This is a genomic window from Clostridium sp. CM038 (assembly GCF_055081105.1).
The window spans coordinates 3,963,403-3,981,993 of record NZ_CM143651.1; the positions used below are offsets into that span (position 1 = coordinate 3,963,403).

Genomic DNA, 18,591 nt, shown 5'->3' on the forward strand with positions numbered 1-18,591 from the left:
TTATGAAAAAAGGAAATTTGCTTATAAAAAACTCCTCGGAACTTGTTACCTGCAGTGGTAGCAATGCAAAATACGGTGAGGAAATGAAAAACATTCATATCATAAAAAATGGAGCCGTTGTCATTGAAGATGGCATAATTAAAGCTGTTAATACTACAGAAGAAATATTGAAAATTTACAATGAAGCAGATTATGAAGTTATAGACGCATCTAATAAATGCGTCCTTCCAGGATTTGTAGACTCTCACACTCATTTTGTATTTGGTGGCTACAGGGCAGATGAATTTGCTTGGAGACTCCGCGGAGACAGCTATATGGATATAATGGAGAGAGGCGGCGGAATACAAAATACAGTAAACGCAACAAGGAATGCTTCAGATGAAGAACTTTATAATATTGGATTTGAAAGGCTTAATGAGATGCTTAAACTTGGAGTAACAACTGTAGAAGGTAAAAGCGGTTATGGCCTTGATTTTGATACAGAAATAAAGCAACTTAGTGTTATGAAGAAACTTAATGAAGATCATGCTATGGACCTCGCAATTACCTTTTTAGGTGCACATTCTGTTCCACCCGAATACAAAGGTAAAAATGATGAATATATTGACTTCATTATAGATAAAGTTCTCCCTGTGGTTAAATCAGAGAATCTTGCAGAGTTTTGCGATGTTTTTTGCGAAGACAAAGTTTTTTCTGTAGATGAATCACGAAAACTTCTTTTGAAAGCAAAGGAAATGGGTTTTAAACTTAAACTTCATGCGGATGAAATAGTAACCCTTGGAGGATCAGAGCTCGCAGCAGAAGTTGGCGCAATATCAGCCGACCATCTATTACATGCTTCAGATGATGGAATAAAAGCCATGGCAGATAAAAAGGTAATTTCTACCCTCCTTCCCTGTACTGCATTTTGCCTAAAAGAACCATATGCAAGGGCAAGGGAAATGATTGATAAGGGCTGCGCTGTAGCACTGGCATCGGATTTTAATCCAGGAAGCTGCTTTACATATTCAATACCTCTGGTATTCGCAGTGGCAGCTATATATATGAATATGAGCACGGAAGAAGCTATAACAGCGCTTACAATAAATGGTGCTGCTGCTGTCGGTAGAGCAGATTCCATTGGAAGTATCGACCCTGGTAAAAAAGGTGATATTGTTATTTTGAAATATCCTTCTTATAATTTTATACCATATCATACGGGTATAAACATTGTAGAAAAAGTAATTAAAGCTGGGAATGTAGTTGTTAATATATAATTAATCTTAAATAGTAAAGGAGAGAATATTATGTTAAAATTAGTAGAATGCGTTCCAAATTTTAGTGAAGGCAGAAACAAACAAATAATTGAAAGCATAGTTGACGAGATAAGAAATACAGAAAACGTAAAATTACTTGACTATTCTTCCGATAAAGACCATAACAGGACAGTTGTTACATTTGTTGCTTCACCTGAAGATGCTAAAAAAGCAGCTTTTAAGCTAATTAAAAGAGCATCAGAGCTTATAGATATGAGGACTCAAGAAGGTGCTCATCCAAGAATGGGAGCTACAGATGTGGTTCCATTTATTCCAATTCAGGATATTACTACAGAAGAATGTGTTGAAATGGCTAAAGAACTTGGCAAGAAAGTTGGAGAAGAATTAAATATTCCTGTTTATCTTTATGAAGATGCAGCTACTTGTGAAGCACGAAGAAATCTTGCTAAAATTAGAAAAGGTCAGTACGAGGGATTCTTTGAAAAAATAAAACTTCCAGAATGGAAACCTGATTTTGGTCCATGTGAAATGAATGAAAAAAGTGGCTGTATAGTTATAGGTGCCAGATTTCCACTTGTAGCATACAATGTAAACTTAGGCACAGACAATATGGAAATAGCAACTGCTATTGCTAAAAAAGTAAGATTTATAGGTGGAGGGCTTAGATTTGTAAAGGCTATGGGCGTTAAACTTTGTGAGAGAAACATAGTTCAGATTTCTATGAATCTTGTAAATTATGAAAAAACCGCCGTATACAGAGCCCACGAAATGGTTAAAATGGAAGCTTTACGATATGGAGTACCCGTTGTTGGCAGTGAAGTTATTGGATTGGTTCCTTTGAAAGCATTAATAGACTGTGCTGAATATTATCTTCAAATAGAAAACTTTGATATAAGTCAAATACTTGAAAAGAAACTTTCAGAATAAAAACTTAAAAAGCTTTCAGGGTAAGGAACCAAGAAAATATAATTAATTATGATGAGGAGTCGAATTATATGAGTATTGTTCCGAGTGATATTGAAATAGCTCAAAAGGCTAAAATGCTACCCATTGCAAACATTGCTGAAAATTTAGGAATTGAAGATGATGAATTAGAAGTTTATGGTAAATACAAGGCAAAAGTTTCTTTAAGTATTTTTGATAGATTAAAGGATAAAAAGGATGGAAAGCTAATCCTTGTAACAGCAATTACTCCAACTCCTGCAGGTGAAGGAAAATCAACTACTGCTATTGGTCTTGGAGATGCCTTGAATAGAATAGGTAAGAAGACATGTATAGCATTAAGAGAGCCCTCTTTAGGACCCGTATTTGGTATGAAGGGAGGAGCAGCCGGCGGCGGATATGCCCAAGTAGTTCCTATGGAAGATATTAACCTTCACTTTACAGGAGACATGCATGCTATAACTGCATCAAATAATTTACTTACTGCAGCAATTGATAACCATGTTCATCAAGGGAATAGCCTTAAGATAGATATTAGGCAGATTGTATTTAAAAGAGTTATGGATATGAATGACAGATCTCTTAGAAATATAGTTGTTGGTCTCGGTGGAAAGGTGTGTGGTTTCCCACGAGAAGATGGTTTCATGATTACCGTCGCATCAGAGGTTATGGCTATTCTTTGTCTTTCTAAAGATTTAATGGATCTTAAAGAGAGGCTCGGTAAAATAATAGTAGCTTATAACATGGATGGTAATCCAGTAACTGCAAAAGATCTTAAAATTAATGGAGCGATGACCCTTTTGATGAAGGATGCTATAAAGCCGAATATAGTTCAGACATTAGAAAATTCGCCAGCAATAATTCATGGCGGACCATTTGCTAATATAGCTCATGGTTGCAATAGCCTCATAGCTACAAAGCTTGGTCTTAAACTTTGTGATTACTTAGTAACTGAAGCAGGTTTCGGTGCTGACCTTGGTGGAGAGAAGTTCTTTGATATAAAATGTAGATATGGAGAATTGAAACCATCCGCTACAGTTATAGTTGCTACTATAAGGGCACTGAAAATGCATGGTGGAGTATCTAAATCAGATTTAGGCATAGAAAATCTTGAAGCCCTTGGTAGTGGGTTTGAGAACTTAAAAAAACAAGTTGAAAATATAAGAAAATTTAATGTACCTGTAATGGTTGCTGTAAATAGATTCAGTAACGATACAGAAAAAGAAATAGAACTTCTTATATCAAAATGTAAAGAGTTCGGAGTTGACATAGCCCTTAATGAAGTATGGTCTAAAGGCTCCGAAGGCGGAGTTGATATGGCCCGAAAGCTTATAAAACTTGTTGAAACAGAGGAGTCAAACTTTAAACCTATTTATGATGTAAGTAGTTCTATAAACGAAAAAATCAACACAATTGTTAGGGAAATATACGGTGGAGATACAGTAGTGTTTGAAGCAGCTGCTAAAAATCAGATGAAAAAACTTGAAGAATTAGGCCTTGATAAGATGCCCCTATGCATTGCTAAAACTCAATACTCCCTATCTGATGACAATAAACTTCTTGGAGCTCCAAAAGGTTTTAAAATTACAATAAAAACTGTAAGAGTCTCTGCAGGTGCAGGATTTATTGTATGCGAAGCTGGCACCATAATGACCATGCCAGGATTTCCTAAGGTTAGCGCCGCAGAAAAGATGGATATAGATGGAAGTGGAGTTATAACAGGATTATTTTAGACATATGCTCATATTATGTTGAAAAGATAGAGAAAGGAGTACATTATTATGTTATTAGTTGATAAAAGCGTTAGAGAATTCATTGACCAAACCTCCCAAAATTGCCCCGTACCAGGAGGGGGAAGCATTGCCGCACTATCAGCTGCATCTGCTGCAGCACTTGTTTCAATGGTTGCAAGTTTGACTATTGGTAAAAAAGGTTATGAAGATAGTGAAGTCATGATGAAAGAAGTTTATGAACAAGCCAACAAATATAAAGAAAGATTTATAGAGTATATAGATGCAGACTCTGAATCTTTTCATGGAGTAATGGATGCCTTCAAATTGCCAAAAAACAGTGATGAAGAGAAATCTGCAAGAAAAGAAACTATTCAAAATGCATTAAAGCATGCATCAGAGACTCCATATAAGATAGCAGAAGATGCGTATGCACTTATGGATTACTCAGAAAAAGCAATAAAACACGGAAATAAAAATGCAGTAACTGATGGTGCTGTATCAGCTATGATGGCAAGAAGTGCAGTTCTATCAGCTCTTTACAATGTAAAAATAAATCTATCCTCAATCAATGATAGTGAGTTCGTAGCTCGATTTGAAAAAAAAGTATCTACTCTTGAAAAAAATGTAGTTGAAAGAGAAAAACAACTACTAAGCAAAGTAGTTTTATAATAGGGATAGATCCCCATAGCCATCAACCTAAGGTAAATCATAATTTGCCTTAGGTTGTTTTTTAATATGTTTAAACATACTTAATATGCTTATCATACTGAAAACTATATTTAAAATAATGATAGTGATGTAATTATAAATACATAAATAATTTGGGAGGCTAAATACAATGTTTGATAAAAATTATAAAATAACGGATAAAACAGTTTGGCAGGGACGCACTGATAGTGAAACCAACTATGATGCTTTTAGATGGCATCAATGTGTAAAGATAATAGATTTAAAAAGAGATGATTTAATTTCCTACACCGGTAAACTGGGATTTGCTTTTATTGGTTTTTGTTGTGATGAAGGTGTAAGGCTTAATAGTGGCAGAGTAGGGGCATCAAAGGGTCCTAAAAGTATAAGAAAAGAATTATCTAACCTTCCATGCAATTTTTCACAAGAAGTTAAACTTTTTGATGTAGGAGATATATTATGTCAAAACTGTACCCTTGATGAAAGCCAAGCTCTTCTATCAAAAGCAATCGAAAAGATTTTAAATTTAAATCTTTTTCCTATTATTTTGGGCGGTGGTCACGAAGTTGCTTTTGGAAGTTATATGGGTACATTAAATTACTTATCACAAAAAAGCCAAGAACCTAATATCGGGATAATAAATTTTGATGCTCATTTTGATTTAAGACCTTATACAAAAGTGACCAGTTCCGGAACAATGTTTAGACAAATAGCAGATATTTGTAGTGATAGGGATCTTCAATATTCTTATTTGTGCATCGGAGTTCAAAAGCACAGTAACACCATAGATCTTTTTAAAACAGCTGATAGACTTGGAGTTAAATACATGCTTGCGAAAGATATAATAGATAGTGACAGTTGGCCGCTTATGGAGGAAATAGATAATTTCATAAAATTTAAAGATTATCTATATGTAACTATATGCTCCGATGTATTTTCTACAGCTTTTGCACCAGGAGTAAGTTCGTCACAACCACTTGGTCTCGATCCTGAACGTGTATTAAAGTTTCTTAAATACATTTTAAGGTCAAATAAAGTAGTAAGTTTTGATATAGCTGAGGTTTCGCCAAGATTTGACCAAGACGACGTTACAGCAAACTTAGCAGCTGTATTGATTTTTTCTGTTATCAATACACTTTGTGAAACAAATAGTTTGTCTATCTAAAAGTTGTTACATATTAATAATAAATTTGAGTTTACCAAGTCTGTGAATCAGTTTTTTATTGGTGGTGCAGGAGCTATGAGAATTAGCATTGATGTATTTTCTATATTCTTCCTGAAATTATTTTCGGACCAATTTATGGGGCACTTGCTGGTGGTCTTGTGGATATTATTTCATATATTATAAGACCTCTGGGACCTTATATTCCACTATTTACTTTAACAACAATGCTTGCAGGCTTTATTCCAGGGCTAATACGGAAGCACACAAAATTTACTAAAGTTGCAAAACAAGTTAAATACTATATTACTTGTTTTGCAACTTTAGGATTAATAGGAATTGTTAATACTATTGTAATATTGCTATTTCCAAAATCAAATTTAGGCAAACTTATATTTTCGCTTGGAAATAAAACTCAATTTATTGGTATTGGACTCGAGATTATAGCACTGCTTGGTTTTGTAATTTTGGTTATTAATAATGTGATTAAAAGAAACAATAGTGAAAATAAACTATATGATAACTATATTAAAATGATTTTAGCAATAGGATTTCCTGCAATTGTAATTTCATCTATTAACACTTATTTTCTAATATTATTTATACCAAGGCTTTCTAGTGCAGGTTTTATTGTTTTGTGGCTTCCTAGAATTGCAGAATCATGTCTAATGATAATAATTCAGTCATATATAATATCTATCCTTTTAAATGTTTATGAATTGGTCTTTAGAATAGATCTTAAATGTTAATTTAGTAATAATCATTGATGATTATATTAAAAAACCACACTCCTAATAATATAGGAATGTGGTTTACAAATATCTAAATTTTTTAATACGTTGTTACTTTATACTATGCAGTTATATTTGTTGCTTCATCTCTTTTATCTTGTATCAATTTTTGCACTTTATCTGCATGCCCCTTCATTGATATAGATATGAATAAGAATACAACTAACATTGCAGCAAGGACTATTATATCTTTTGTAAATACGCCATAATCAATACCTGATATTACTTCTCTTAACCCAGATACTGCATAAGTAAATGGCATAAATGGATTTAAAACCTTAAACAAATTAGGTACAACTTCTATTGGGAATGTACCTGCACATGAAGTAAGTTGAAGAATTAATAATACAATTGATATTAATCTTCCTGCTTGCCCAAGTAAGAATACCATGCATTGAATAATCGCTATAAACACATTTGATAAGAAAATATTAAACAAGAAATACAGTAGTATATTACTTGGTCTAAGACCTAATAACATTACAGCTCCACTTGCAAGTACCGCTTGCATAGCTCCTATAGCTCCATATGATAAGAACTTACCTGCTACTACAGAAGCTGGGCTTGCTGCAATATCTGCATCTACCTTATCTGTAATTACAAAGAACATCATTAAAGCTCCTACCCATAATGATAGTGGAATGAAATATGGAGTAAATCCTTCACCATAAGTTTTAACAGGATTTATTGGCTTTTGATCCATAACTACTGGCTCCGAGAATGTCTCTCCCATAGTTTTACTATCATTTTTCAAGCTACTACTAAGGTCCTTATGGCCATCTGCAAGCTTTTTGTTAAGTTCTTTAGAACCATCTGCTAACTCTGTCATGCCACCATCTAATTTATTAGTACCATCATCTAACTTGCTTACCCCATCTTTTAGCTCAGGTAATTTGCCATTTAAAGTACTAATTCCTTTTGTAAGCTCTGCTGAACCTGCATTTAGTTTCGCCGTTCCATCTGCTAAAGCTGGCATCTTTTGACTAAATTGTGCTAGCCCTCCTGATAAAGCTCCTGAACCTACAGCTAACTTCTGCACGCCTCCAGTTAAAGTTGGAATTTTATCATTAAGCTCTGAAATTCCTCCTGATAAAGCTCCTGAACCTGCAACTAACTTTTGCACGCCTCCAGTTAAATCTGGCATTTTACCATTAAGCTCTGAAAGTCCATTCCCAAAATCACTATTCATACCATCATACAGCTGATTTAAACCTCCACTGATTTTAGCTGCACCGCCCGCTGCTGCACCTGTTTTTTCTGCGAACTCTCCAGCTCCTTTTGAAAACTCATCTGCACCTTGTGCAAATTTTTGTGTACCATTTACAAAATCTGAAGATTTCTCTTGTAATAGCTTAGATCCTTCTGCTACTCCATGAGCACCCTTTTGAAGTCCATTCATCATCGCTACGTTGTTTTCATCTGTAGCATTTTTATTTAATGCATTTAATGTAGCTGAAACGCCTTGCATATTTGCATTATCCTTTGCTTCTGGATGATCTTTAAAATATGCTTCCAGTTTCTCATTTGCTTGTTGCAATGCCACTTGAGATTTTTTACTATTATCTACTAAACCATCTACTCCGCCAGCAACTTTTGCACTGCCCACGCTAAGATCACTCATGCTATCTTTCATTTTATCATATCCACCACTAAGCTCTTTTGATCCACCATTTAACCTAGTTGATGCATCATTTAACTTAGTTGATCCATCTTTAGTTCCTGCAAGCCCTGAAGCAAGAGTTGATGCTCCTTCTTTAAGTTCTTTAGTTGGAGGTATTATTTTTTTTGTATATCCCTCATTAAGCTGTTGTACCCCTGTTACCATAATTGATACTTTCTTGTTAAGCTCCAATAATCCATTATTCAATTGGACTGCACCACCATGAAGTTTTTGTACCCCTGTTCCCATAGTTGGTACTTGGTTGTTAAGCTCTGATAATCCATTATTCAATTGGTCTGCACCACCATGAAGCTGATTTACCCCACTTACCATTGTAGGCACTTGAGCTTTAAGCTCCCCTAGCTTACTAGTTAATGTATTAGAACCCACTAGTAATTTCCCTACTCCATCCATCATTTGTGGAACATTGCTTTTAAGTTTCCCAGTTCCATCTTTTAACTGGTGCGTACCATCTTTTGCGGTAACTACACCGTCAGCGAGTTTTTTGCTTCCATCAGAAGCTTTTTTCATACCATCTTTAAGTTCATATAAACTATCAAACACTGCTGTTGCGTATTCTTTTGACATACTTTTGGTTAGTTCTGATTTAAGCTGATCTAAAACTTTACCATTGATTTGTGCTGCTAAAAAATTTCTCTTTTCATTTGCACTATATAATATAGTAGCCTGTTCTGGTTTACCTTTAGTCGAACTTAAAGCATTTTGCGAAAAATCTTCAGGAATTACGAACATGGCATAATAATCCTTTCCCTTGACTCCATCTTCAGCTTGCTCTTTTGTAACAAACCTCCAGCCTACTGCTTCCTTATCTTTAAGATTATTTACTAAATCTTGACCGTAGTTAACTTTTTTTCCGTCCTTTAAGCTTCCTCTATCTTGGTTTACCACAGCCACTGGCATATCCTTAATTCTAGCATATGGATCCCAAAAAGCATCAAGATAAAGTAAACTATACAAAAGTGGAACTATAATAATTGCTACTACCGATACTCGTATGAATCTATTTTTAAATATACTTGAGATATCTCTCCAAGCTACCTTTAAAAAGTTCATGTTATCACCTCATCCTTTATATATATAATTATTTTCTACAACAGTTTTAACAACATTAATTTATGAACTGACTAGTCAGTCATATATGTATATTTTACATTTTTTTTTCATAAAGTCAATGTATTTTTTGTTAACAAAAGAAGTAAACGTGCTCATTAATTTTATAATTTCATTTGAAATAAAAAACAGTAAGATATCCTATTATCTAGAATTATCTTACTGTGTATTTTTACTTTATTCCATTTAGTAGGTGCTCCATAAAATTATCTGTAATTTCATCTAATTTCATACTATCATTTTTAATAACATTATAAACGGCTACTGATACTAAGTTTCCAAAATACATATATGTTAAAAAAGAGGATTCACATTTTTTTATAGCTCCCTCAGCCATAGCACTTGCTAAGAATTTTTCAATATCTTCCATATACGCCTTTAGCATTCCTCTAAGCTCAGAATGTCTTATTTTCCCGCCCCATGCTTGACTCATTATAACCTTAAATAAATCCCTATTTTCATATGCCAATTTTAACTGATCCTTGGTTAGTTCTCTTAATTTACAGGTATAGTCTCCCTTCCCTGTAGTAATTTTTTCTATTTGTTGCCTAAGTAAGCTTACTCCCTCTGTAATTATGTATTTAAAAACCTCATCCTTACTTTTAAAATAATAGTACACCGTACCTTTAGCTACTCCAGCATTTGCTGAAATCTCATCCATAGTGGCTCCGTCATATCCATTAGTAGAAAAAGTTTTAATTGCAGACTGAAATATAGCTCTTTTTGTTTTATTCATTAACTCACCTCAACTTATCAATAAATTTATCTTATATAGTTATTTTAGTATTAAGGAACATTAAATCTTATTTCAAATATCTTAATCGATATTTCAATAATACTATACTATATCCCTATAAATTGAAAGTATTTTTATACATTATCTAAAATTAACTTTTCAACTTTTAGTTTTCCTAAAGTATTAAAATATACAGTATGTCATTAAATCATCTTCTGCAAAGCTGCAATTTCAACGACTTCAGAAGGAGATTTACAATTTCGCTGAAGCTTTTTTTACTGTACTAACTACCCACACTTATAGAAGTTGGGGGACTTTCCTTCTGAAATTTCGTTAACCATTCATTTCTATTTTTACCATTTATGTAATATATATTTCTGTTAAAATCAAATATTAATTTAAAAATTCAATAAATTAGATTGTTTAATTGTAAATATAATGGATTAATATATTAATAATGGATATACTATGATTTATAAGTTATAAAAATTCATAATTAAAGGGTGATAATATGAGAATACCAAACCACATAGGAGTAATTCCCGATGGAAATAGAAGATGGTCGGTAGATAATGGTTTATCAAAAGACAAAGGGTATTCCTTTGGACTAGATCCTGGTCTGTCTTTGTATAAACTTTGCAAAGCTGTGGGCGTAAAAGAAATAACTTATTATGGGTTTACTACTGATAATACAAAAAGACCACCCTTGCAGAGAGAAGCTTTTGCTAAAGCTTGTGTAGATGCAGTAAAACTTTTAAGTACACAGGATGCTGATTTATTAGTAGTAGGAAATAGTGCCTCACCTATGTTTCCTAAAGAACTACTTCCTTTCACCTCACGTAGAACCTTTGGTAAAGGTGGTATGAAGCTAAACTTTCTCGTAAACTATGGCTGGGAATGGGATCTAAGTAACCTAGATCAAAACAAAAGTAGCAAGAGAAGTAATATATTTAATTGCATAAAAACTAATGATATCTCTAGAGTAGATTTAATTATTCGTTGGGGTGGAAGAAGGCGTCTTAGTGGATTTTTGCCTTTACAATCCATATATTCTGACTTTTACGTTATAGATGACTTTTGGCCTGACTTTAAACCGGAGCATTTATCAAATGCTTTACATTGGTATGATGATCAAGATGTAACACTTGGTGGTTGATATATATAAAAAAATAACTAAGTCACCTATTTTGAAATAGATATAAGTTTTTAATAGACTATATCTATTTTTTTATATGCTAAAAATGATTATTAGATTAAATCACCGATATATTTATTATCTAAAATAAAGCATACAACTAAACATTATAAGTGGCAGCTCTAGTTATATGCTCTGTGAGTCCCTGAAATACTAATCTGTAAATCTTTTATTTTGCTCAACTACCTCATATGCGTAGGCTTCATTTTTTTCTTGTCTTATGCTTCCATTATTATTAATTCCTGTAACTATTGTAGGTATGTTTACTAACTTGATGTCTGTGCCTTCAATCTCAACATACCTTTCTAATCCATCTTTAGATGATTTTTTATTACTTAGTTCTCTTGACTTCATACTCCCCACATTTCATCTCTCCTTTCAAATATTATGCTATCCATTAACAAATGCTTATATACTTAATAATTTCTAAAATATTTTATTTGCTATGCGATATTTTAATAAAAAGAGATGCTATTATTTTTGACAAAAATAAAAACGCTTATTATGCGTTTTTATTCAATGGACTTATTAATCATCACCTGCTGTGCTGCAATAACGACTTTAGAAGGATATCCGCTTTAAATTTTTCTAGTCCTATTCGTTGAATGAAATCTCCTAGTTTTTCTCCCATATTTCCATTAACCTTGTAATATTCCATTAAAATATCAACCACAATCAATACCTTTTCTTCTGTTAATTTATCTGCAATAATATCAGCTACCCTAGGGTTAAATCCACCACTACCACCTGCGACTATCATGTATCCTTCCTTGTCACCTATTATGCCTAAATCCCTAGCGTACACACTAGTGCAAGCATTCCTACAACCAGCTACTCCAATCTTTGTTCTACAAGGCATCTCCATTCCATGGTAACGCTTATCTAAAAGCATTCCAATTTTCAAGGAATTTTGTTTCGCTCTTTTGCAAAATGCTGCAGGGCACATATGAACATTTTTTACAGAGTTTAGGGATTTAACTGCTGGCTGCATACCTAATTCTTCCCACACTTTTGCAACATCTTCAGATTCTAGTCCTAATATTGCAATTCTCTGCCCTGAGGTCATTTTTAAGATTCCTTTATATTTTTCAGCTACTTCAGCTATTTTTGATAGCTGTTTTGAGGTTATAAATCCCCCCGGGATATGAGGCGTTACACCATAAGTTCTTTTTCCATCTCTTACTTTTTGAAGTACAGCATATTTAGGTTCCATTTAATTTCCTCCTATTCCATGGGGATCGTAACAACCATTAATTATTATATTGCTCTTTATGTTACTTTCTTGTGATTTGATTTGTTCCTATTATACCATTATATTCTAAACCTTTAATGAAATTATAAGTATATTCCTCATTAGAATTTTCAATAAACGCTTTAATCCATACATGTCTAAGCATGTAAAATATATTTACATCTCCATTTACCATTTCCCAATAATTTTTATGAATACAGCTTGTAGTTTCCCATTCAAATATGTCATTTTCAGATTTTATAACCCTCATTACTCTATCACAAGGCATACCTTCTAACAAATTATTATTGAGGGCGTTAAATACTTCTTCTGGCCTTCCTTGCATTTCTTTTACTTTTAAAGTTTCTCCAACAGTTTTACCTTGCTTTGCAAAACATGCTTTAGCGATAACTTCTGCTTCTTCTCCATAATTTTTAATCATTTCTGTTATTATAAATGCTGTTCTAGTTTCCACTTTTCCGATTTTATCCTGTAACCAGCCATGAATATTAGATACATCAATTATATCTTCTATATTTTTCGTGGTATCTATTGGACTTCCGTAAGCCGCTGATTTTTGGGCAACATCTTTTGCATTGTCACCGTATTCATCTATATAAACTTTTCTTAAATTTGTCTCTAAATCCTCTGCCAATAAAATTTTACTAAATAACCATGTGTGAATAGGTGCTAAAAAAGCGCTCATTATTATTCCTCCAATATCTATTTATTCTTTTATATCATCTCCTGCGGAGCTGCATTAACGACTTCAGAAGTAGATTTATACTCCCCCTTATAGCATTGGGAGACTTTCCTTGTGAAATGTCGTTAACTTATAGTCTAATAATACTATATTCAGCCAATACTTACGGTAACTTATGTTACCATAAACATATCCCTATAAATTAATTACTATTTCAGAAATGGTTAATTATATTTTAAAAAAATAAAAAGAGCATTAAAGCTCTCTTTACTAAATTAGTTTTATTATTCTTCAGCTCTTATTGCTGATTTGCGTTTTGCCTTCTTCATATCAGATGCTTCTATAGTCTGTGGTTTTTTAGGCTTATTATCTTTTTCTTTTGCTGGTGTCTTCATTTCTTTATATGGCATAAAATCACTCCTTCATAAAGTATTTTTTACTTTTAGTACAATTTTATTCATATATTTATTTTTATTTAATGTATTTTTGAGGATTTTTAGGCTCACCGTTCTCTCTTACCTCAAAATGCAGATGAGGTCCTGTGCTATTCCCGGTACTTCCTACTTCTCCTATTTTCATACCACCCTTAACTACTTCACCTTTTTTTACAGTAATGACACTACAATGTGCATATGTAGTTTCTATTCCTCCGCCATGGTTGATTTTTATCACATTACCATACCCATCCTGCCAAGCTGCATAAGTGACACTACCATCTAATGCCGCACTTATTGTTGCACCAAAACTCGCTGCTATATCAACTCCTTTATGCATTTTTCCCCAGCGCGCACCAAATCTTGAACTTATACTACCTCTTGATGGACTATTTATAGCTTCCAATCGAGGTGTTATTGGGTTATTAGTTCCTACCAATATTTCTTTGCTTTGCGCTGGCGTTATAGTATCTTCTTTTAAGACCTTTTCAGATATGATATTATTGTTAATGGCTATTACTTCGGTAGTAACCTTTTTCATTCCATCACTACCTTCACGACCTACCTTTTTAACACCATTCATTAGTTTACTTGAAGATTTTATAATTGTAGTAGGGTATATCGCTTGTTCTTTAATTATATTTCCTACTATCTTTACTGTAATTAATGGAACTTGTGCTTTATTGTTATATTTAATTAATTCCTTAATAATTTCATTATTTTCATATAAGTTTCCTGTTTTAACCTTAACCGGTTCATAACTAATTTTATTCTCTATATCTGTTTTTATTATGCTATTTAGCTTCGAACCCTCAGAATAATAATCTTTTACAGAGTTCAAAATTTCTTTCCCTTGATTTTCATTTGTTACATATGCCATTTTTCTATTATCTGATTTCATTAAAAATACGTCCACTACTACATTGGATTTTTTTAACATTACTTTTTTAAGGCTATCTCCACTTATAAACATAGCATCATCATTTACCTTTACTTTACCTAAAGTTAAACCTTTTATTGTAATTACATTCCCATATTTGGATTTAATTTCGGATTGCAATTCCTTATATGTTTTATTAAATTCATTCTTATTTTTTACAAATGTTATGGTACTGCTCCCTATACAAACTTTATAACCATAAAACCTATATACATTTAAATACACCATAGTAGCGGTAATCATAAGTGTTATAATTACCACACCTATATTCATTTTATTTCGTTTTAGAGCATTCAATATTCTACCTCCCGTAATACTTACTTAATATTACCTTTTATTACAAATAATATACATTCTTGAAACATCTTTTTTATTTGTATCTTTCACTGTATGGTATACTATATGTTGAATAATAAAATCCCTATAGATTAATACATTATATAAATAACCAGCAATTTTGTATTTTAAAATTATATTTCTATAATTTTAAAAGAAAGGTAGTGACTTTATGAGTACTTTCATGTTTAAGAATGAAAACTATAAATATACTCCTGTGAGTAATATCTTTATAGATAAGTTTATGCCTAGAGCTAGAGGAGAATTTGTTAAAGTTTATCTTCTTGGGCTAAAATATTGTACAACTGGAGAAATAGGTGCTACCTCTTCAGTTATAGCAAATACGCTTGGACTTCTAGAAACAGATGTTGTAAATGCTTGGAACTATTGGAATGATGAGAACCTAATTAAAATGACCCCCATTGATAATATGGGTAACTTTAATGTTGAATTCTTGGATTTATTAGATGTTCCAAGTGACAATATCCAAAACATAAATTTGCTTGAGGAATTAACCAATTCTTCAATAAAAGGTATGCTCCAAGATATTGAAAAACTATTAGCCAAACCTCTTTCACCGAAAGAAATGACCATGTACCTAAGTTGGCAAAAAGATTATAATTTCCCCCCAGAACTAATCCTTTTATTAATTCAATATTGTGTATCAAAAGGTAAAGTTGACTATAGATACATTGAAACCATTGCAATTGCATGGCATGATGCTAATATTCAAAATATTGAAGGTGCTCAATCCTATATAAAAAAACATGAGGATAAATGGATAAACATCAGAAAAATCTTAAATTACCTAGGAATAAAAGCTCCAGAAATAATGAAACCTCAAGAACAAATATTAGATAAATGGATAAATGTTTATAAATTTTCTCTAGAAATTATATATAAAGCTTGCGATATTTGTTTTGATAGGCTTAGCCGCGCTGATTTTAAATATATCGATGGGATTCTAAATAGTTGGTTTAAAGACGGCATAAACTCTTTAGAGGATATAGAGAAAAAAGATAAAAAACGTTTAGTTACTAATAAAAAAACTACTGCCGGTGGAAAGCCTGCTAAGGGAAGTTTCAATGATTATGAACAAAGAGCTTATAACTTTGATGAACTAGAAAAAAAATTACTAGGATGGGATAATAATGATTAAAGGATATCAAACCAAAATATTAGCTATATATGATCGAATAAGGCAAGAAGAAGAGGCTGACTTTAGAAAAAGAAAAGTTCACATAGAAAAGACTCACCCTGAGATTATTGAACTAGATCACAAAATAGGTAAGCTATGTATAGAATTATCCATTAGTGCTTTGAAAAGTATCAACAATAGAGATGAATATTTACATTCTTTGAAAGAAAAAATAATAGATCTAAGAATGAAAAAATCTGAGCTATTAGTCTCTAATGGTTTTGATATGGAATACTTGAATTTGCATTATAGATGCACAAAATGTCGCGATACAGGTTTTATTGGAAATACTAAATGCCCTTGCTTTAAGCAAAAGGTTATAGATGTTTATTATACTAGTTCTGAACTTCAAGGTATGTTAAATACCAATAACTTTGATAATTTCAAATTAGACTACTATCCTTCTAGAAAAAGTGAACTTGAATCAGAATCTCCTAAAAAGAACATTGAAAAGATTTTATCTAGGTCTATGAGCTTTTTAAAGAATTTCAATACCACTGATGAAAATTTATTATTCTATGGAAGTTCTGGTACAGGAAAAACCTTTCTGTCTCATTGCATTACAAAGGAATTACTCGACAAAGGTTCTTTTGTAGTATATAGAACAGCCGAACAATTGATAAAGGCTTTAAAAGAAATTCGATTTAATGGCGACACCTCTTTAGAGGAACTACTAATAAATTGTGATTTACTTATTATAGACGATTTGGGTACTGAGCAAATTTCAGATTTTACTAAAACAGAAATGTTCAATCTACTTAATACCAAATTATTAAAACAAAAAAAAATGCTAGTATCTACTAATTTAACTCTTGAAAATTTATTAAATACCTATACTGAGAGAATAACCTCTAGATTAATTGGAAATTTTACACTTTGCAAATTCTTTGGAGACGACATAAGAATTAAGAAAAATTTGAGTAAATCAAAATAATATAAAAATATGCACATTAATAAAAAGCACATATTACTATAAATGCGTTTGTCCTCATGAATTACTTCTAAGACCCTCAAATGCATTTTAAGTACTATGTGCTTTTGCTATCATATTTCTTTATCTTCTATTTTGATATATAAATGAATCATATAAGAATATTATTCATTTATAATTTTCCAGCTACCTTCTCAATCTTGTCCTTCAATTTTAAAAGCTCCCTTCTTATCTCCTTAAAGTTCCCAGAAACCAATTCCTTATTTCTAACTACAATCTTCCCATTAACTATTACCGTATCCACATTCCCTGCATTAGCTGAATATACCACCGCTGAATAGTAATCATATATTGGTTGCATATTTACTGATTTAGTTTCTATTAATGTTATATCAGCTTTTTTACCGACTTCAATGGATCCCACTTTATTTTCTAAACCTAATACCTTTGATCCTCCCATTGTTGCCATTTCTACTAATTCCACTGCGGGGAATAAGCTTCTATCGTTATTATATAATTTTTGTATTTTTCCAACTAGACTCATTTGGGTGATTATGTCCATGGTGTTTCCGCTCATTGGACCATCACTTCCTAGTCCTACATCTATACCTTTTTCTCTCATTTTTAATATGGGAGCCACTCCCTTTGCTCCTTTAGCATTTGCCCCTATATTATGACTTACCTTAACATTATGCTTTTTAAGTATATCTATGTCTTGTTCCTCTAAAGTTACAGCATGTGCTGCTATAAAGTTAGAATCCAGTATTCCTAAGCTTTCTACATACTCCACTGGGGTTAGCCCTAATTCTTCCTTATATTTTTCGAATTCGAAGTCCATTTCTGCTAAATGCATAGTAAAAGGCACCTCATATTTTTTAGATATTTCATAGGCCATTTTTAAACTTTCATCACTATTGGTATAGGGTGCATGGGGTGCTATTCCTGGTGTTATTAATTCATGCCCCTTCCATTTTTCAATAAATTCTATAGAGTAATCTAATCCACCAAAGGGTTCCTCAGCATCTGGTGCTTGGAAATTTATAATACTATTACATAGTATTCCCCTCATATTTAACTCTGATGTTGCCTTTGCCACTTCATCTTCAAAGTAATACATATCACAATAGGTAGTTACTCCACCAAGCAACATTTCCGCCACTGCATATTTCGCTCCAATATAAACCAATTCCTTATTCACCAACATATTCTCTAATGGGAATAAATATCTTTTTAATCTATCCTTGCAGTCATCCGCTAAGCTTCTAAACGGAACCATAGAACCGTGGCAATGACAATTAATCATTCCTGGCATTAATATTCCATCTTCACCATCTATTATGTTATATCCTTGAAACTGATTTTCTAAATCAGCTCCACCAACTGCCTTTATTTCATCTCCCTCTATTACGAGCGTACCATTTTCTATAACTTCTTTATCCTTATTCATAGTAATTATGTTTACATTCTTTATTAAAATTCTATTATCTTCTATTCCTTTTTTCATATGCTAATACCGCCAATTTTT

At 32.4% G+C, this 18,591-nt stretch carries 17 protein-coding genes; 9 read left to right on the forward strand and 8 right to left on the reverse strand.

Going from position 1 to position 18,591, the window contains the following annotated elements:
• Positions 1-2: 2 nt before the first annotated feature.
• The 6 genes from hutI to ACWJKS_RS18350 all read left to right on the forward strand — a co-directional run bounded on the left by hutI (position 3) and on the right by ACWJKS_RS18350 (position 6,529).
• On the forward strand, positions 3-1,256 hold the full coding sequence (hutI, locus tag ACWJKS_RS18325) for an imidazolonepropionase (RefSeq protein WP_216302138.1): 1,254 nt from the start codon (positions 3-5) through the stop codon (positions 1,254-1,256).
• A 30-nt stretch (positions 1,257-1,286) separates the two neighbouring features.
• Positions 1,287-2,183 carry a glutamate formimidoyltransferase gene (ftcD, locus tag ACWJKS_RS18330; RefSeq protein WP_216302139.1) on the forward strand — a complete coding sequence of 299 codons (897 nt, stop codon included), beginning with the start codon at positions 1,287-1,289 and terminating at the stop codon, positions 2,181-2,183.
• Between the two features lie 68 nt (positions 2,184-2,251).
• Positions 2,252-3,931, forward strand: a complete 1,680-nt coding sequence (locus tag ACWJKS_RS18335; protein ID WP_462960155.1) for a formate--tetrahydrofolate ligase — start codon at positions 2,252-2,254, stop codon at positions 3,929-3,931.
• A gap of 48 nt (positions 3,932-3,979) precedes the next feature.
• Positions 3,980-4,600, forward strand: coding sequence for a cyclodeaminase/cyclohydrolase family protein (locus ACWJKS_RS18340; protein WP_165411798.1), 621 nt, complete (start codon positions 3,980-3,982; stop codon positions 4,598-4,600).
• 169 nt (positions 4,601-4,769) lie between these two features.
• Positions 4,770-5,783, forward strand: a complete 1,014-nt coding sequence (gene hutG, locus ACWJKS_RS18345) for a formimidoylglutamase (protein WP_462960156.1) — start codon at positions 4,770-4,772, stop codon at positions 5,781-5,783.
• A gap of 116 nt (positions 5,784-5,899) precedes the next feature.
• On the forward strand, positions 5,900-6,529 hold the full coding sequence (locus ACWJKS_RS18350) for an ECF transporter S component (RefSeq protein ID WP_462961096.1): 630 nt from the start codon (positions 5,900-5,902) through the stop codon (positions 6,527-6,529).
• A gap of 103 nt (positions 6,530-6,632) precedes the next feature.
• Here the strand turns inward: ACWJKS_RS18350 and ACWJKS_RS18355 are convergent, their stop codons facing one another.
• Both ACWJKS_RS18355 and ACWJKS_RS18360 read right to left on the reverse strand, forming a co-directional pair.
• Positions 6,633-9,305, reverse strand: coding sequence for a YhgE/Pip domain-containing protein (locus tag ACWJKS_RS18355; protein WP_220286223.1), 2,673 nt, complete (start codon positions 9,303-9,305; stop codon positions 6,633-6,635).
• A gap of 229 nt (positions 9,306-9,534) precedes the next feature.
• Positions 9,535-10,098, reverse strand: coding sequence for a TetR/AcrR family transcriptional regulator (locus tag ACWJKS_RS18360; RefSeq protein ID WP_220286222.1), 564 nt, complete (start codon positions 10,096-10,098; stop codon positions 9,535-9,537).
• A gap of 511 nt (positions 10,099-10,609) precedes the next feature.
• On the opposite strand from ACWJKS_RS18360, the gene ACWJKS_RS18365 reads away from it, so the two are divergent.
• Positions 10,610-11,254, forward strand: coding sequence for an undecaprenyl diphosphate synthase family protein (locus ACWJKS_RS18365; RefSeq protein WP_216302144.1), 645 nt, complete (start codon positions 10,610-10,612; stop codon positions 11,252-11,254).
• A 192-nt stretch (positions 11,255-11,446) separates the two neighbouring features.
• On the opposite strand, the gene ACWJKS_RS18370 is transcribed toward ACWJKS_RS18365, so the two are convergent.
• The 5 genes from ACWJKS_RS18370 to ACWJKS_RS18390 all read right to left on the reverse strand — a co-directional run bounded on the left by ACWJKS_RS18370 (position 11,447) and on the right by ACWJKS_RS18390 (position 14,898).
• A complete protein-coding gene (locus tag ACWJKS_RS18370) occupies positions 11,447-11,656 on the reverse strand; it encodes a hypothetical protein (protein ID WP_216302145.1) in 210 nt (69 codons plus the stop codon).
• A 172-nt stretch (positions 11,657-11,828) separates the two neighbouring features.
• Positions 11,829-12,506 (reverse strand): nitrite/sulfite reductase domain-containing protein, encoded by a 678-nt coding sequence (locus ACWJKS_RS18375; RefSeq protein WP_216302146.1) that lies wholly within the window; start codon positions 12,504-12,506, stop codon positions 11,829-11,831.
• Between the two features lie 61 nt (positions 12,507-12,567).
• The gene (locus ACWJKS_RS18380) at positions 12,568-13,230 is read right to left on the reverse strand and encodes a hypothetical protein (RefSeq protein WP_216302147.1); all 663 of its coding nucleotides are present in this window, start codon (positions 13,228-13,230) and stop codon (positions 12,568-12,570) included.
• A gap of 281 nt (positions 13,231-13,511) precedes the next feature.
• Entirely contained in the window at positions 13,512-13,637 is a 126-nt protein-coding gene (locus ACWJKS_RS18385; RefSeq protein ID WP_258280600.1) for a hypothetical protein, read from the reverse strand.
• 61 nt (positions 13,638-13,698) lie between these two features.
• A complete protein-coding gene (locus ACWJKS_RS18390) occupies positions 13,699-14,898 on the reverse strand; it encodes a M23 family metallopeptidase (protein ID WP_216302148.1) in 1,200 nt (399 codons plus the stop codon).
• A gap of 211 nt (positions 14,899-15,109) precedes the next feature.
• On the opposite strand from ACWJKS_RS18390, the gene ACWJKS_RS18395 reads away from it, so the two are divergent.
• Together ACWJKS_RS18395 and ACWJKS_RS18400 are read left to right on the forward strand one after the other, a co-directional pair.
• Positions 15,110-16,096 carry a DnaD domain protein gene (locus ACWJKS_RS18395; protein WP_216302149.1) on the forward strand — a complete coding sequence of 329 codons (987 nt, stop codon included), beginning with the start codon at positions 15,110-15,112 and terminating at the stop codon, positions 16,094-16,096.
• Complete coding sequence (locus tag ACWJKS_RS18400) at positions 16,089-17,069, forward strand: ATP-binding protein (RefSeq protein ID WP_216302150.1); 981 nt, start codon at positions 16,089-16,091, stop codon at positions 17,067-17,069. The genes ACWJKS_RS18395 and ACWJKS_RS18400 overlap by 8 nt, the downstream gene beginning before the upstream one ends.
• Before the next feature lie 169 nt (positions 17,070-17,238).
• Here the strand turns inward: ACWJKS_RS18400 and ACWJKS_RS18405 are convergent, their stop codons facing one another.
• Positions 17,239-18,570, reverse strand: a complete 1,332-nt coding sequence (locus tag ACWJKS_RS18405; RefSeq protein WP_462960158.1) for an amidohydrolase — start codon at positions 18,568-18,570, stop codon at positions 17,239-17,241.
• Between the last annotated feature and the right edge of the window lie 21 nt (positions 18,571-18,591).

Excerpts from the sequence above, each read along its gene's own strand:
- ACWJKS_RS18355 (WP_220286223.1), bottom strand. The coding sequence starts at position 9,305 with ATGAACTTTTTAAAGGTAGCTTGGAGAGATATCTCAAGTATATTTAAA.
- hutI (WP_216302138.1), top strand. The coding sequence starts at position 3 with ATGAAAAAAGGAAATTTGCTTATAAAAAACTCCTCGGAACTTGTTACC.
- hutG (WP_462960156.1), top strand. The coding sequence starts at position 4,770 with ATGTTTGATAAAAATTATAAAATAACGGATAAAACAGTTTGGCAGGGA.
- ACWJKS_RS18340 (WP_165411798.1), top strand. The coding sequence starts at position 3,980 with ATGTTATTAGTTGATAAAAGCGTTAGAGAATTCATTGACCAAACCTCC.
- ACWJKS_RS18405 (WP_462960158.1), bottom strand. The coding sequence starts at position 18,570 with ATGAAAAAAGGAATAGAAGATAATAGAATTTTAATAAAGAATGTAAAC.
- ACWJKS_RS18395 (WP_216302149.1), top strand. The coding sequence starts at position 15,110 with ATGAGTACTTTCATGTTTAAGAATGAAAACTATAAATATACTCCTGTG.
- ACWJKS_RS18335 (WP_462960155.1), top strand. The coding sequence starts at position 2,252 with ATGAGTATTGTTCCGAGTGATATTGAAATAGCTCAAAAGGCTAAAATG.
- ACWJKS_RS18385 (WP_258280600.1), bottom strand. The coding sequence starts at position 13,637 with ATGCCATATAAAGAAATGAAGACACCAGCAAAAGAAAAAGATAATAAG.
- ACWJKS_RS18375 (WP_216302146.1), bottom strand. The coding sequence starts at position 12,506 with ATGGAACCTAAATATGCTGTACTTCAAAAAGTAAGAGATGGAAAAAGA.
- ACWJKS_RS18365 (WP_216302144.1), top strand. The coding sequence starts at position 10,610 with ATGAGAATACCAAACCACATAGGAGTAATTCCCGATGGAAATAGAAGA.
- ACWJKS_RS18360 (WP_220286222.1), bottom strand. The coding sequence starts at position 10,098 with ATGAATAAAACAAAAAGAGCTATATTTCAGTCTGCAATTAAAACTTTT.
- ftcD (WP_216302139.1), top strand. The coding sequence starts at position 1,287 with ATGTTAAAATTAGTAGAATGCGTTCCAAATTTTAGTGAAGGCAGAAAC.
- ACWJKS_RS18380 (WP_216302147.1), bottom strand. The coding sequence starts at position 13,230 with ATGAGCGCTTTTTTAGCACCTATTCACACATGGTTATTTAGTAAAATT.
- ACWJKS_RS18400 (WP_216302150.1), top strand. The coding sequence starts at position 16,089 with ATGATTAAAGGATATCAAACCAAAATATTAGCTATATATGATCGAATA.